Below are 14,606 nucleotides of genomic sequence, written 5' to 3'. Positions count from 1 at the left end.
TCTGTGATCTGTGCGTCTCTGCGGTTTTTTCTATTACTTAAAATATTTCTTCTTCAGCTTCCCATATATTTTCTGAGCAAGTAATTTTGCCACACGTATTTTCGTCAAACTCTTAATATTAGATGGCTGCTGTATCTTATGGTCAAAAAACTCATTTAACTCATCCAAAATAACTTGGAAACGCTTAATAATATTTTCAGTTCGATATTCAGCTAAAAATTCTTCAGATAAACTAAAAACTACTGAAGAATCAATCACCTTCAGAATACGTTGGACATCATATTCTTGTGAATATCCAGCAATTTTATAGCAATTAAATCCAGGGTCTAAGTAATCAGCCAGTCCACCGTTTACACTAGAAAATACTTGACAACCACAGGCAAGAGCTTCCATTGGTTGTAGACCAAACCCTTCGCTTACACGCTGTTGCGTCCAGTAATCAGCCGAATCATATAGGTAAACCTTAGCTCGGTTGAATAGTCCAGGTAAATCCTTTATGTATGAATCAACAACCAATACTTTACAACGTTTTTGTAACGCTGGAATCAATTCTTTAATTAAATACTCAGAAGATTTCCGAGTTTGAACTAAAACATCAATATCCCGTTCCAGCCCTAAATTTTGAAACTCGTCAGAAATTTGATTCGGCAAATAATAAATCAGAGAGTTTGGCGATTTTTCTCCCCAATATCCCATTGTATAGCGGCTAACAGTGATGATCGGAATACTTGCGGGTAGCCTAAATGGATAACCTGCACTATGTGCATGGTAAACAACATTGTATTGCTTAAGTTTAGCTACAAGTTGAGCTATATCAAATCCCCAACTGATGACAAAAATTACATCACTTAAATTTTTCTCTTTTAGCAAATCATCAATAAAAAGCTTACCTTTTTCTCGTTGACGGTAAGTTACAACATCAGCACTACAGAACTGCTGAACCAAATTAAGTGCTTTTAATTCAGCCCAAAGACCACCACAGGCAAATTTGCCATCTGTACCAGGGAGTAAGAAGTAAACTTTTCTCATAATTTTTTAAGAGAGTGGGGAGTAGGGAGTGGGGGAGACAAGGGAGAAAATTTTACCCTGTCCCTTTTATCTTCCTTGTCTTCCTCATTCTTACTCTTGCCAGCCCACTTTAACAAAATGTGCATGACGCCCCCAAACGTCGCGTGTACGAATAATATTGTCAATTGTTAGGTTAAAAGGAATGGCTGTTGTTAGGTAACGCTGTGCCATAGAACCTAAATCAGGTGCGAGTTCGGCGGCTGTCGTTGCTGCTAAACCCAAACCAATAAGTTGCTCGATTGGTCGAAATGGTAGTAATAGATGCACACCTACAGCTAGTCCAGCTGTCAAAAGCATTGCTACTGATAAATTTGTCCCGCAACGGGGATGTACAGCCAAATCCCATTCTCCACTGGTGAGGCGATGTCGAGCAAGTATGACCGCACGCCGCAAATCACTAATATTCACCTCACCATAGAGATAGAATCCCTGCTCAGTAGACAAACCGCTTAATAGTTCGTTATCTAGTTGAACGTTAGTAGGTTCACCTTGGGCAGGATAGGCACTTTTTGATTCGCTAAGAACCCAAACAGTAGCGTGTTCTAAGGCGTGAACTTGCCGTATCATCAAAATTTCTTTCAAACCTGGAATAAACGATAGCTGTCTGAGTAAGTCGGCATCTTGTGTGGGTTGCACAAACTCTGAAAATCGGTCTTCAAGACTCGGAATTTTCTCAGATACAGGTGTCGTAAAATCAAAGTTCAAAAATTTAAAGGGAGACGAGCTACCCTCAAAAGAAGCGGAAGTATTCATTGGAACACTGCTCCCAAAGCCGATGGGGCAACATAGATTTCTTTCAAATGTAACGCTTGCACCACTGAATTGTTGCTAATTTTTGTGGATGATTTTTGAGTTTGGGCATGGGGCATTGGGGATTAATAATTCTTCTTCCCCTGCTCCCTCATCTCCCCTGCTCCCTCATCTCCCCTGCTCCCTCATCTCCCCTGCTCCCTCATCTCCCCTGCTCCCTCATCTCCCCTGCTCCCTCATCTCCCCATTCCCCATTTCTACCCTGCTTAATAAGAAATTCTGATCTTTTATAGTTTCCGAGTCCGACGGTCAGCTGGCTCCACTAACATAAACTCCGGCTGAGTGAAGGACTCGGAACTTTTGGTAGAGTGTTCACACTGAAAACTTAGGCGTGAAGAGGGAAATAATCAGTAAACCTTAAGATTGGTTTGTCATTATACCAGACCAAAGCAATTACCTTGCTACTAAATAAATCGTTTATTCGATCTGCTTAGGAAGAGTACAGCAATTGACATCATTCAAACAGACTTTGCCCCACTGTAAAGCCCAGCGAACAAGAGCTACTCGATTTTCTGTCTCGGTCTTGGTAAGAATATTACTGATATGGTTATCAACTGTACGCTTGCTAATCTCCAGTTTTCCTGCAATCTCTTGGTTAGTTAAGCCAGCAGCTACTAAGTCGATAATTTGCAGTTCTCTGTCTGACAGACTAACGGGGGTCTCAGACTTGCCACCAGCCATGACTATTTCTATCCTCCCTTGGTATATGTACTTAATCACTCTTTCTAATTCTAGAAGATTCTTTTGTTGGGAGGGGTTTCAAGTTTTAGCAGTAATCCAATTGTCAATATTTTCTTTGGATTTAAAATTAGCAAAAATATAAATCATATCATTAAATAAGTAACTTATTATACTAATAAAATTATAGCTTCCTGGTGTTAACACTTATGAGATTTAAGCGATATTTATAAGCATATAGATGTTATGGAGTAGTAAAAATTGCCATTTAATTCTATGAAGGGCTGGCGACAGATTAGCGAAAATTGTTGTAGATTTTATACTGTAAATTACTAATCCAAAATCGAAATCTAAAATCTAAAATAAAATGAGCAATCCCCGTGTTTTGTGTCTCGGTGAAGTTTTGTTTGATTGTTTAGCCGATCAATTAGGGCTAAAGCTGGAAGAAGTAAAATCCTGGACTCCGTATCCCGGAGGAGCACCAGCTAACGTAGCCTGTGCTTTAGTCAAGTTAGGGACGCCAGCAGGATTTATCGGAGCCGTTGGTGAAGATGAACCAGGGAATGCACTGGTCAAGCTATTACAAGATATAGGTGTAGAGACGACGGGGGTACAACGCCATCCTACAGCACCAACGCGGCAAGTTTATGTTACACGGGATCTCGCAGGCGATCGCACCTTCGCCGGATTTGGTCAGTATGACACCGCAGAGTTTGCCGATACTCGCCTGCAAGCTAAACAATTGCCAAGTTCGCTGTTTGAAGACGCAGATTTTCTGGTTTTGGGTACTTTGGAATTAGCCTATCCTGAAAGTGAGGTGGCAATTCACCGCGCCCTAGAGTTAGCAGAACATTACGACCTGAAGATTGTGCTGGATGTGAACTGGCGTCCTGTATTTTGGGACGAGCCAAACATCGCTCATCAAAAAATTCCAGAATTATTTAAGCGAGTCGATTTCCTAAAACTCTCTAAAGAAGAAGCTGAATGGTTATTTGAAACCGCAGATCCCGGAGCTATCACTTACCGTCTAGCTTCAATTGAAGGGGTACTAGTAACAGATGGCGAAAACGGTTGCGCCTACTGTCTGGGTGAGAACGAAGGCAAATTACCCTCGTTTTCCATCCCTGTAGTTGATACAACTGGCGCAGGCGATAGCTTTTTAGCAGGATTCATCCACCAGTTGAGTCAGCATGGCATCCACAGCTTAAGGGATGCAGAAACCGCAAAACGTATCGTTACTTATGCCAGTGCTGTTGGGGCGCTAACTACTATTAAACCAGGTGCGATCGCTTCTCAACCAACAGATGCTGAAGTTCAAGCTTTTCTAGCCTCTCATCAACTTTAAGAACTAGCATAAGCCATTGGGATATCAGCCACCAAAGACTGATACTCCCGACTAGAAAATGGACGAAAATCCTCATGCCATTCTGCGGTCATATTGCACAATAAACGTAGTTGAAGTGTTGTGGGTACTGGGTTCACGCGCTCAACTTTTACTTTTAGAAGTTCTGAATTTTTGTTCTTGAGTTTAAAAACATCATCCACAATATACCGGGAAATATAAGAGTTCACCCGTTTGTAATTGATTAATCCGTTCAGTTGCACAAGCAGGAAGGTGTCGCAGTCCATGTGCAAAAAAATGGATATGGTATAAACCATTCTCATCTGGTTCTGGACAGGGGAAAACTTCAAAATAATCTGTTACCTTGCGTCCACCACTCCGAGAAAGAACGCTAATTGGATCGTCTTCTCCTTCTGGAATATTTAGCGATTCAATATAATCTTTGTAGTCAGGGCGAGAACGTCGCATTAATCGATTAGAAAACAAGGGGAATAGTTCAAATGATACGTATTCTTTGTTCAAGTCTGGAAAGGAATATAATAGCTGAAAATTATGTTCAGTTTGAGCTTTAATAGCACCTTGCGTATATACAAACTGATATTTTTTTCCGTCAAATGTTAAGCGACCAATGGGAAGCCAAGCGCGACTTTTAGGATCTTGCCAAGCTAAAAAAAGTGTTTTCATAGTAGGGTGTCCAGCAGCTTAGTTTGATTTAACTCCAATATCTTTTGTGCAAATTCAATTGCTGTTTGCGATATGCGATTAGATGGAATACACTCAAAAAGCTCTAACGTATCATTGCTTGACACACTTGCTAGATTATTTAACCATACCCTGGCTGCATCTGGATACCGTTGTTGCGCTTCACAAAATGCATTAAAAGTCTTGAGAGTTTTTTTATCACCAACTCTAGCATACAACGCAGAATTACATTTTTCTATATACGCTTGGACAGAAAAGCCAGCGTCTTTTGTTGTTAGTCTGTTTTTTCTTTTAGAATCAGGCTCGTTCCTACCGAGACAGGTCTTTAGAATCTTGTGGATAATTAGATACTATCCGAGCCAGAATTTCATTACCAAGGGTCAGGATTCCACCTTTTTGAGATGGTAAAAATGACGGTGAAATGATGCCATTGTCGTCATTGTATACCGCCAGTTCATAATCAGCATGAGGTAGCCCAAGCAATTCGCATAACTCGGCTGCAATCTTCTCTGCCCAATCTTCTCCTGTGTTTGGTCTAGCTTTCTTAAATAGACAACGACCTAGATCCTGATGACGAAACCAAAACTTTTCTTTTGTTCCCAAATCCTCATCAGCCTCTGGGGCATCTAGGGGAACCTCAATGAGAGGAAACTGCTCTGGCATAATTTATGAGAAAGCCTGATTTAGAGCCAATTATTAACTTTATCTATGCTTAAATGTGTAACAATCAATGGTTAGTTTTAGCTTGCTGCCATAGAGTATTAACAGTCACAAACTCATAGCCTTGTTGTAGTAGTTGCGGAATGAGAATTTGAATTGTGGCAGCAACATCTTGTCCACCGCAAGCACCATCATGTAAAACAATCAGCGAACCATTTTTAACCTGCTGCATAATTCGCTCTACTACAGTGGTTACACCTGGTCGCACCCAATCTTCTGGTACAACACTCCACATAACCGGACGGTAATTACACTGAGAGAATAGTTTTAAAGTAGCAGGCGTAAATAAACCATTGGGGGGGCGGACATCTCGCACTTGTTGAGGTTGCAGGTTGCAGGCATTGTAGATGGCAACTTGGGTTTTTTCTAAACTGTCCTTCAGATCATTTGGGGAAAGCATGGCAAAAGAGCGATGATCGTAGCCATGCAATCCGATCCAGTGTCCGCGATCGCTAACGGCTTTGGCAATGGCTGGTGAACGGTTGACACAAACACCCAACCAAAAAAAACTTGCTGTAATCTTGTAACGATCTAACACTGCCAATACTTCCGGTGTGTATTGAGGATGCGGCCCATCATCGAATGTGAGGGCGATCGCTTTTGTATTGGGATTTCCGGCCCAAAGGCAGTTGGGAAAACTCGGCTGGAGAATGCGGTAGAAAATTGGGAACAGGGGAGCTAGTTGCATAAAGTTTTTTCTTTTTTGCGTAATCTTGCATAAAAACACTGATTACTTAATGTTGATAACTGTTAAACATGGGAACCATAGCTTAAATCGCTTATATCTAGAACTTACTGTACAAACAGAGAGTTCCAGATATAAGCTCTCCTTATAGTTTCAACCATCATGATCGCTTGGGTATGGCAATCACTACCCAAAATCATATTTTGTAAAAAATCTCTAAGAGCAATACTTTTTGACCTGGTACTCGTCTAAATTCAGGAAAAATCTATGAATAAACACTGCATGAAAAGTTAATGTTGTTCAAAGATATACGAGATTATCAAATTTCATTTCTGGGCTTGTTCCTAGTCGTGGGAATCAGTACACGAGACTGGACATTGCGACCAGACTTGATTGGGGTATTGATTGCTACTTGTCTATTAACCCAATCGATATTGTCATTTGTCATTAGTCATTGGTCATTGGCTAATAACATAGACGCCCCAGGCAGGTTAGGACAAATTACAAATCTTCGCAGTGCTTTAATTACCTCATTGGGACTCAGTTTACTGTTGCGGGCTGACCACTGGACGACAATGGTAATAGCTGCAATAACTGCGATCGCTAGTAAATTTCTCTTCAAATTCGGTGATAAGCATTTCTTCAACCCTGCTAATTTTGGCATCATTTCCGCCTTAGTTCTCACCTCCGATGCTTGGGTTTCGCCGGGACAGTGGGGTGAGGAGTGGTGGTATGCGCTGTTATTTGCTGGGACTGGCGGCATGGTTTTGCAGCGCATTGGTCGCTGGGACACCACAGCCGCTTTTTTAGGTAGCTATTCCTTACTAGAAGCAATTCGCAATCTCTGGCTGGGTTGGACTTGGGATGTTTACTGGCATCGGTTGATGAGCGGCTCGTTATTGTTGTTCGCTTTATTTATGATTACAGATCCGCGATCGATTCCCAATTCAAGAATTGGGCGGGTAGTTTGGGCAGCTTGCATCGCTGGATTAACTTTCATCCTGCGGAATTATTTCTTTATTCCTACCGCAGTCTTCTGGGCACTATTTATCCTTGCCCCATTGAGCATTCTGCTAGATATTCTCTGGTTAGCCCCTCAATTTTCTTGGCAAGAGAGAAAAACAAGTGTAGAGACGTTGCATTGCAACGTCTCTACAGACATCATCGACCTCAAGATTAAAAATATAGAGGTATAAAAAATGAAGATTTTTCGCTTTTTAACGCCATTACTGTTGACAATTGTCGCAGTATTTTGTTTTGCACCCGCAGCTTGGGCATTTTGTGGATTTTATGTAGCCAAAGCTGATACGAAGCTGTATAACAAAGCTTCTCAAGTAGTGATAGCACGGAATGGCGATCGCACCGTCCTAACAATGGCAAATGACTATCAAGGGGAAGTCAAAGATTTTGCGATCGTAGTACCAGTACCAACGGTGCTGCAAAAAGACCAAGTTCGCGTTGCCCTACCCAGCATTATCGAGCGCCTAGATGCTTTTAGTGCACCGCGATTGGTAGAATATTTTGACCCAGATCCTTGTGCCCCGCTACCACTATTTAATAGAGGCCTATCTTTAAATGTACAAACAGCAGCAATAAATAAGGCGGCACCTCAGATAAGCGATCGCAGTTTGGGTGTGACGGTAGAAGCGCGTTTCAATGTGGGCGAATACGACATCGTGATCCTCAGTGCAAAAGAATCTGGGGGACTGGAAACTTGGCTGACACAAAATGGCTACAAAATCCCTCAAGGAGCAAAACAATTACTTCAGCCCTATATCCGTTCCTCAATGAAATTCTTTGTTGCTAAAGTCAACTTGGATAAATTCGAGGAATCAGGCTACCAACTCCTGCGTCCGCTACAAATTTCTTATCAATCACCCAAGTTCATGCTGCCAATTCGTTTAGGCATGATTAATGCTACGACAGAGCAGGATTTAATTGTCTATATCCTCTCACCTCAAGGAGAGGCACAAATCACTAACTATCGGACGGTGAAAATCCCCTCCAACGTCAATCTTCCCGTGTTTATCAAAAATGAATTTGGTGAATTCTACAAATCCCTGTTCCAAACCGCTTACACCAAAGAAGGCAAGAGAGTCGGCTTTTTGGAATATGCTTGGGACATGGGTAGTTGCGATCCTTGTTCTGCCGATCCCCTTACCCAAGAGGAACTCACGGAAGCAGGCGTATTTTGGCTAAATGATAATTCTCTAACTAAGCAAACTAAGGTTACACCAATCCGCAGGTTTGTTCCTCCCCCTTTTAACAGTAACGTCTTCATCTCCCGTCTGCATGTCCGCTACACCCGCGACACATTCCCTGAAGACTTGATGTTCCTATCAACTGCCAACCGGGAATTATTCCAAGGGCGTTATGTTTTGCAATATCCATTTGAAGGGGAACTGAAGTGTGAAGCAGGTAAGAAGTACAAACAGTCTTTGCCCAAGCGTTTTGAAGAAGAAGCGCAGACTCTAGCTAGGTTAACCAACGGGAATATCCAAGATATTCGCAAAAAAATGAAGCTGAGTGTTGGAGACCTCACATACACCTGGTTGGAAAATGTCCAGTCCTGGTTTGGATTAGATTGAGAGGAGTAGGGAACGGGGAATGAGGGAACAGGGGAAGAAGAACTATGATTATTGACCAATGCCCAATGCCCCATGCCCCATTCCCAATGAATAAATCTTGACGAAAATTCTTTAGACTGTTGTTATACGCAATACTAAGATATTCTTGCTTTCTTCGCCAAGATTCTCATGGTTCAATTCGATGAACAGCTACGCTACTTGGTTAGCGAAGCCTGTGAACACCCATCTGGAAGTCCTCAGCGTCAAAAGCTGCTCACGCAAATTATTCGCTTGAGTGCAAGTAGACTCTGGAGAGAAAGTACCCCTTATTATCAAGATGCACTACAACAAACTTGGTTGTATTTTTGCCGTAATGTTTGTGAAGGTTTGACAGGTCAAACCTATGACCCCACCTATGGGAGTGTTATCACCTGGCTAAATGCTTACTTAAAACGGAGACTACAAGACTTTTACATTAACCAGAACCGGGAACAAGCCATAACAATCCCTCTTTGGGTTCGTCAGTCAACATCGGGTGGAACAAGTGAAACCATTGATCCTGTAGATAACCTCCCTGCTACCCCCCAACTACCTCCCATTCTGGAAGACTTGGAGATATGGGCTAAGACAGATTCTGAAGGAGAACTGTGCGGTACTTACATTAAAGGGCGTCCAGATGTGAATTGTCAGGTATTAATTCTCAAACGCTTACCCCCAGAAGTTAGCTGGAAAGAATTATCTGAAGAATTTGGGCTGTCAATTCCGACATTAAGCAGTTTTTATCAGCGCCAGTGTTTACCACGTTTGCGAAAATTCGCCGAATTACAGGGATTGTTATAAAAATACGTTGTTTCAGGCTTTTCTTAATTATCCGGCGATGCCTACGGCGGTAAACTACGCAAATAGACCATTTTGTAAGGGCACAGCATTGCTGCACCCTTACCAAAGATGTAGTCACTTAGTAATAGACAAAACCCAATCGCCTAAAAGTTGGTTTACTTTATCGGGTATTTCATCATGGGGACAATGACCGGCTGTTAGGAAATGTTCTCTAAGTTCAGGATAATATTGACGAAACTTCTGGGAACGTTCTCTAGCATTCATCCAAGGGTCAGCTTCTCCCCACAACATCAGTAATGGACAAGTTAATTGCTTTAGTAGCAGATCAACTTTTTCCCCTTGAGGAGTGCTAAAGACTGACACAAATACTTCCATTGCACCAGGATCGTAAGCAGGGCGAGCAATTTCTTCTACTAACTGATCTGTAATGGCACTTTTGTCAAGATAAACTTTTTCTAGAGTTTGGCGAATTACCCAACCTTGGCGCACGTATTGAAATAACAAAAACTGGGCTAAAGGTTGTTGAAAAATCCACTTAGTGCCGTCACCAAGAAGTTTCTGCAAAGTAGCGGGTTGTTTGGGAGGCTGAATTTCTGATTGTAAAGCTTCCGGCTCAGATGTCGCCTGGTTTTCGCTAAAAGGCCCTGCACTATTGAGCAAAACTAAACCAGCCGCACTGTCGGGACGTTGTGCTGCGACACACAAGCAAGCATAGCCACCAAGGGAATTACCTGCTAATACTGCTTTTTGACCAATTACTTCACTGATAAAATCATGGAGTTGGTCGCGCCATAAGTCGGCACTATACTGCAATTTCGGTTTTGCCGATCGCCCAAATCCTAAAAGGTCGATCGCAAATACTTCAAAATCTTGACACAATCCTGTGATATTCTTGCGCCAGTGGTCTGTGGAAGCACCAAATCCATGTACCAAAAGCAAGGGCGGACGTTGCGCTTGCTTCTCTCCCACACGCACGTAGTAAACGTTGTGCCCGCGCCACTGCCAATATTTACCAGGAATTGGGGTTGTAGAGGGGGCTGTAGTTGCCTGCATGATTCAAAGAATTGTTAAGTAGCTTTTAATAATTGTAGGCTAGTCCAAGGAGTGGGGGAGCAGGGGAAACTGGGGGGAAATCACTAATGACTAATAACTAATAACTAATGACTAAAGAAAGATTAATTACAGGCAAAACTAAGCTATTAGGGGTAATTGGACATCCGGTGGAGCATTCGCTCTCGCCAGCAATGCATAATGCTGCGATCGCTCATTTAGGATTAGATTATGTTTATCTTCCCTTTCCTATAGCACCAGAGAATTTAGAAATAGCGATCGCAGGTTTCGCAGCTATTGGTATTGTCGGTTTTAATGTGACAATACCTCATAAACAGGCAATTATGCCTTTGCTGTCAGAAATTACCCCTGTTGCTCAAGCTATAGGCGCAGTGAATACTGTTAGTCGCCAAAATAATCAATGGGTGGGGACAAACACAGATATAGAAGGATTTATCGCTCCTTTGCAGACAACGTATCAGCAAGATTGGAGTCAAAAGGTAGCAGTGATTTTAGGCAATGGTGGCGCAGCGAGAGCAGTTGTAGTAGGTTGTCACCAACTAGGTTTGGCGAAAATTCATGTTGTCGGGCGTAATGTGCAGAGATTACAGGAATTTGGCAACAGTTGGAATAATTCACCCATAAGTGAAAATCTACAAGTTCATCAATGGGAAGAATTGCCAAAGCTAATTCCCCAAGCTAATCTGCTGGTAAACACAACCCCTATAGGTATGTATCCCAAGGTTAATGAGTCGCCTTTGAGTGTAGAGGAAATAACGAATTTACCAAAGGGTGCGATCGCTTACGATTTAATATATATTCCGAAACCGACGCAATTTCTAAAGCAGGCTCAAAAACAAGGTGCAATTGCGATCGATGGATTAGAAATGCTAGTTCAACAAGGAGTAGCAGCATTAAAAATTTGGTTGCAGCAGGAAATAGTGCCTGTAGAAGTGATGCGCGAAGCGTTGCAAAACCACTTAGGTTTAGGTTGATGGATAAATAATTATCCTGAGCTTGTCAGGTCAAATTCGATTGGCAGTCAGTCAGCCTGGAAGGTGGAGAAAGTTCGATAATGAATTTGATTGAAGCAGTCATTTTTGGTTTCTCAATCCAATAAAATAGTTCCCGCTCTTTAACAGCCATGCAAAATCTCACCAGAATTACCCGCAATCCACAAGTGATGGGAGGCAAACCCTGCATCCGTGGAATGCGTGTTACCGTTGGTACTCTTGTCGGCTTAATGGCATCTGGACACAGTAATAGCGACATCCTCAAGGCATATCCTTACCTCGAAGAAGCCGATATTTATGAAGCGCTTGCCTATGCTGCATGGCGAGTTGAAGAGATTGAAGTCCCGCTCCAAAGTGCATGAAAATTTTGATTGATATGAATCTTTCCCCTGATTGGGTTGGGGTTTTTGAGAAGTACAATATCTCCTCTATGCACTGGTCTTGTGTTGGCGACCCTCGTGAGAAAGATTCGGTAATTATGGAGTGGGCAAGAACTAATGGTTATATCGTATTTACCCATGATTTAGATTTCGGCTCCCTGCTAGCTGCAACAGGTGCTGATACTCCAAGTGTCATTCAGGTTCGCACCCAGGATATTTTACCGAACAGGATCGAACAGTTAGTCATTTCAGCCCTGAACCAGTTTCAGTCCTTACTGGAGTCAGGCGCATTTAGGACTTACGCAAAAATTGCTAAAAAGCTTAATTTCTCGAACCGCCAAGACGCCAAGAGCGCCGAGAATTCGTAGAGTGTGCGTAAGTCCTAGCATTGATCACTGTTGACCAAGCTCAATCTAGGGTACGTATTTTACCGATTAGACGTGGATAGCTGAGTGCTTTGAGTTGGGAATATATAAGTTTTTCTCAATTTAGTTTGAGTGATGATGAGGGATTTATTTATGTATTAGGTCAATTCATATATGTTTCTTAAACCCAAAATAGTTTTCTCATGGCTTGTATTATTACTCAGTTTTGCAAGCCTATTTCTCAGTTCTTGGATTCTTCTTCCGGCTCCAAATATGTTTTTACTCACCCTAGCAGTAGGAGCGCCAGAAGTCAGTCCTTGGTTATTGTTATTAAATTTTTTCTCTTTATCACTTGCTTTCTTCTACATCCGTCGCCGTAAATTACAACGTTTAGCTTGTATTTTCAGCTTAATAGGATTGCTAATTTGTGCATGGGTGCTAGTGAATATCCCACAAACTCAAATGCAGATGGCTAAAGCGATGAAGCAAGGGTTGGGAGCAAATTATCTAGAGCAAATTCCAGCCCAAGTAACGGTAAAGATGCAAAGGCATCCCTTTGATTTAGTTAATTCCTTCCGGGGTATTGCACTAGCTAAAACGCGTCATCAAAAAGATATTGTCTTTGCTTCTCCTGCGGGAGTGCCTTTAAAAATGGAAGTTTACCAACCCTCAGAGGTAGGGAAATATCCAGCAGTAGTAGTAATTTATGGTGGAGCTTGGCAATATGGCAACCCTCACGCCAATTCCGAGTTTAATCAGTATATCGCTCATCAGGGATATACGGTATTTGCGATCGCTTATCGACATGCACCTAAATATCGGTTTCCAGTTCAGTTAGATGATGTGCGTACAGCCCTAAATTTTATTCGCAAACATGCAGCAGAATATGAAGCTGATCCAGAACGGATGGTACTTTTAGGGCGTTCTGCGGGAGCGCACTTAGCAATGTTAGCGGCTTATCAACCAGATGCACCACCCATTCGTGGTGTGGTGAGCTATTACGGGCCTGTTAATTTAACGGAGGGATACAAAACACCACCAAATCCCGATCCTATTAACACCCGCGCTGTTTTAAAAGCATTTCTCGGTGGTTCTTTAGAAGAGTTACCTAATCAATATGAAATTGCTTCACCGATAAATTATCTGACGCACCCTTTACCACCAACTTTATTAATTTACGGCAGTCGCGATCATTTAGTAGAAGCACGATTTGGTAGACAAATGTATGAACGTTTACATAATTCTGGTAATACTGCGGTTTTTCTAGAAATTCCTTGGGCAGAACACGCTTTTGATGCCGTTTTCAATGGTGTGAGCAATCAATTAGCGTTATATTATACTGAGAGGTTTTTGGCGTGGGCGTTGTTTAAGCAATAAAATTGGTCGAAGTTCATTAAACATTTTCATTACATCTCATCCTTGCAAAACTAGTTAAGTAATTTTTTCCTTCTCTTTCTTCTCTCTGCGTCCTCTGCGCCTTGGCGGTTCGTTAAAAAATTGACTTGGATAACAGAGTTTTAGCTTTAACTGAACCGTATTGCCTCCTGCTTTGCCTTTAGTGGCTTGACGAGAAGTGGAACCTCTTAGAATACGTTCGGCTGGGAACAAGGTAACATAAACCTTTGCACTTTATAAGCGTGCCATTCGGCTCATTAATGGAGTTCAAAGACTCCTAACTCCTAACTCCTCACTATTTCTGCGGCCAGCGCCAGTTATAGCGATTCCATTCGTAAATGCCTTGAATTTCATACTCAGAGCCGTTGAAGAAGCGGACGACACAGTTAGTAGAGGTATCATCACCGTTGCTAATTTCCTCGACCTTGATCACCATACAGGGAAACCATTCGCGCTTACAAGGCCCATCTTCTTGCACCCATTCCCATAGTGCATTGGAAACTTCAATGCGATCGCCTATTCTTAGCTTTAGTGCATCCTCAAAATAAGAATACTTATCAAAATGATATGACTCTACACGATTGAGCCACTGTAAACCATAGCGTTGCCGAATAAATTGTACTGTTCCAGAGTCATTTTGCAATAGCCAGTCGTTGAGTAATTGCACTTTCCAAGTGCGGTTGCGTTGTTCTTCATCCTTAACAAATTGTAAAAATGCTTCTAACTCCTCTGGGGTAAGTTCGTCTAAGGGATTAGCAATAGCTGATGCTCTAGAGGTAGAATTTCCCTGAATTTGCTCCACGACTTGCAGTAATATCTGTTTCTGCGTGTCAGTGAGAGGACAGCTTGCTGCATCACAATCATTAAAGGCTGCGAGCATAGATGCTTCAATCTCATCTGGAGTCATAAGTTAATAGCAATTGAGGGGTATTTCCCTAATTATTACAAACATTAAATTAAAGTCTTCAATTCCTTGTAGTGAAATTCAGGT

At 42.0% G+C, this 14,606-nt stretch carries 17 protein-coding genes; 8 read left to right on the top strand and 9 right to left on the bottom strand.

Annotation, left to right across the window (positions count from 1 at the left end; genetic code table 11):
• Positions 1 to 33: 33 nt before the first annotated feature.
• The 3 genes from CDC33_RS28040 to pedR form a co-directional block, all read right to left on the bottom strand.
• On the bottom strand, positions 34 to 1,029 hold the full coding sequence (locus tag CDC33_RS28040; RefSeq protein WP_109011713.1) for a glycosyltransferase: 996 nt from the start codon (positions 1,027 to 1,029) through the stop codon (positions 34 to 36).
• Positions 1,030 to 1,119: 90 nt separating this feature from the next.
• The gene (locus CDC33_RS28035) at positions 1,120 to 1,821 is read right to left on the bottom strand and encodes a DUF6391 domain-containing protein (RefSeq protein ID WP_109011712.1); all 702 of its coding nucleotides are present in this window, start codon (positions 1,819 to 1,821) and stop codon (positions 1,120 to 1,122) included.
• Positions 1,822 to 2,295: 474 nt separating this feature from the next.
• The gene (pedR, locus tag CDC33_RS28030; RefSeq protein WP_109011711.1) at positions 2,296 to 2,559 is read right to left on the bottom strand and encodes a photosynthetic electron transport-dependent transcriptional regulator PedR; all 264 of its coding nucleotides are present in this window, start codon (positions 2,557 to 2,559) and stop codon (positions 2,296 to 2,298) included.
• 364 nt (positions 2,560 to 2,923) lie between these two features.
• Here pedR and CDC33_RS28025 point away from each other — a divergent pair, with 364 nt between their 5' ends.
• Complete coding sequence (locus CDC33_RS28025; RefSeq protein ID WP_109011710.1) at positions 2,924 to 3,901, top strand: carbohydrate kinase family protein; 978 nt, start codon at positions 2,924 to 2,926, stop codon at positions 3,899 to 3,901.
• On the opposite strand, the gene CDC33_RS41735 is transcribed toward CDC33_RS28025, so the two are convergent.
• From CDC33_RS41735 to CDC33_RS28010, 4 genes are all read right to left on the bottom strand, one after another.
• On the bottom strand, positions 3,898 to 4,101 hold the full coding sequence (locus tag CDC33_RS41735) for a hypothetical protein (protein ID WP_369694366.1): 204 nt from the start codon (positions 4,099 to 4,101) through the stop codon (positions 3,898 to 3,900). The genes CDC33_RS28025 and CDC33_RS41735 overlap by 4 nt on opposite strands.
• Positions 4,094 to 4,582, bottom strand: a complete 489-nt coding sequence (locus CDC33_RS28020) for a hypothetical protein (protein WP_369694365.1) — start codon at positions 4,580 to 4,582, stop codon at positions 4,094 to 4,096. Before CDC33_RS28020 ends, CDC33_RS41735 begins: the two co-directional genes overlap by 8 nt.
• 327 nt (positions 4,583 to 4,909) lie before the next feature.
• Positions 4,910 to 5,263, bottom strand: coding sequence for a hypothetical protein (locus CDC33_RS40680; protein ID WP_244919369.1), 354 nt, complete (start codon positions 5,261 to 5,263; stop codon positions 4,910 to 4,912).
• A 64-nt stretch (positions 5,264 to 5,327) separates the two neighbouring features.
• Entirely contained in the window at positions 5,328 to 6,008 is a 681-nt protein-coding gene (locus tag CDC33_RS28010) for a polysaccharide deacetylase family protein (RefSeq protein WP_109011709.1), read from the bottom strand.
• A gap of 290 nt (positions 6,009 to 6,298) precedes the next feature.
• Here CDC33_RS28010 and CDC33_RS28005 point away from each other — a divergent pair, with 290 nt between their 5' ends.
• The 3 genes from CDC33_RS28005 (at position 6,299) to CDC33_RS27995 (ending at position 9,412) form a co-directional block, all read left to right on the top strand.
• Positions 6,299 to 7,201, top strand: coding sequence for an RnfABCDGE type electron transport complex subunit D (locus CDC33_RS28005; protein WP_109011708.1), 903 nt, complete (start codon positions 6,299 to 6,301; stop codon positions 7,199 to 7,201).
• 3 nt (positions 7,202 to 7,204) lie between these two features.
• Complete coding sequence (locus CDC33_RS28000) at positions 7,205 to 8,593, top strand: DUF2330 domain-containing protein (RefSeq protein ID WP_109011707.1); 1,389 nt, start codon at positions 7,205 to 7,207, stop codon at positions 8,591 to 8,593.
• 168 nt (positions 8,594 to 8,761) lie between these two features.
• Entirely contained in the window at positions 8,762 to 9,412 is a 651-nt protein-coding gene (locus CDC33_RS27995; RefSeq protein WP_109011706.1) for a hypothetical protein, read from the top strand.
• Positions 9,413 to 9,526: 114 nt separating this feature from the next.
• On the opposite strand, the gene CDC33_RS27990 is transcribed toward CDC33_RS27995, so the two are convergent.
• Entirely contained in the window at positions 9,527 to 10,465 is a 939-nt protein-coding gene (locus CDC33_RS27990) for an alpha/beta fold hydrolase (RefSeq protein ID WP_109011705.1), read from the bottom strand.
• Positions 10,466 to 10,572: 107 nt separating this feature from the next.
• On the opposite strand from CDC33_RS27990, the gene CDC33_RS27985 reads away from it, so the two are divergent.
• The 4 genes from CDC33_RS27985 (at position 10,573) to CDC33_RS27970 (ending at position 13,597) form a co-directional block, all read left to right on the top strand.
• Complete coding sequence (locus tag CDC33_RS27985; RefSeq protein WP_109011704.1) at positions 10,573 to 11,457, top strand: shikimate dehydrogenase; 885 nt, start codon at positions 10,573 to 10,575, stop codon at positions 11,455 to 11,457.
• A 149-nt stretch (positions 11,458 to 11,606) separates the two neighbouring features.
• The gene (locus CDC33_RS27980; RefSeq protein WP_109011703.1) at positions 11,607 to 11,837 is read left to right on the top strand and encodes a DUF433 domain-containing protein; all 231 of its coding nucleotides are present in this window, start codon (positions 11,607 to 11,609) and stop codon (positions 11,835 to 11,837) included.
• A complete protein-coding gene (locus CDC33_RS27975; RefSeq protein WP_181374156.1) occupies positions 11,834 to 12,223 on the top strand; it encodes a DUF5615 family PIN-like protein in 390 nt (129 codons plus the stop codon). Before CDC33_RS27980 ends, CDC33_RS27975 begins: the two co-directional genes overlap by 4 nt.
• 171 nt (positions 12,224 to 12,394) lie before the next feature.
• Positions 12,395 to 13,597 carry an alpha/beta hydrolase gene (locus CDC33_RS27970; protein ID WP_109011702.1) on the top strand — a complete coding sequence of 401 codons (1,203 nt, stop codon included), beginning with the start codon at positions 12,395 to 12,397 and terminating at the stop codon, positions 13,595 to 13,597.
• A 313-nt stretch (positions 13,598 to 13,910) separates the two neighbouring features.
• Here the strand turns inward: CDC33_RS27970 and CDC33_RS27965 are convergent, their stop codons facing one another.
• Positions 13,911 to 14,522, bottom strand: a complete 612-nt coding sequence (locus tag CDC33_RS27965) for a hypothetical protein (protein ID WP_109011701.1) — start codon at positions 14,520 to 14,522, stop codon at positions 13,911 to 13,913.
• Positions 14,523 to 14,606: the final 84 nt, after the last annotated feature.

The sequence above is a fragment of the Nostoc commune NIES-4072 genome, from assembly GCF_003113895.1.
Classification (GTDB): domain Bacteria; phylum Cyanobacteriota; class Cyanobacteriia; order Cyanobacteriales; family Nostocaceae; genus Nostoc; species Nostoc commune.
This window is presented reverse-complemented; position numbering and strand designations above follow the sequence as displayed.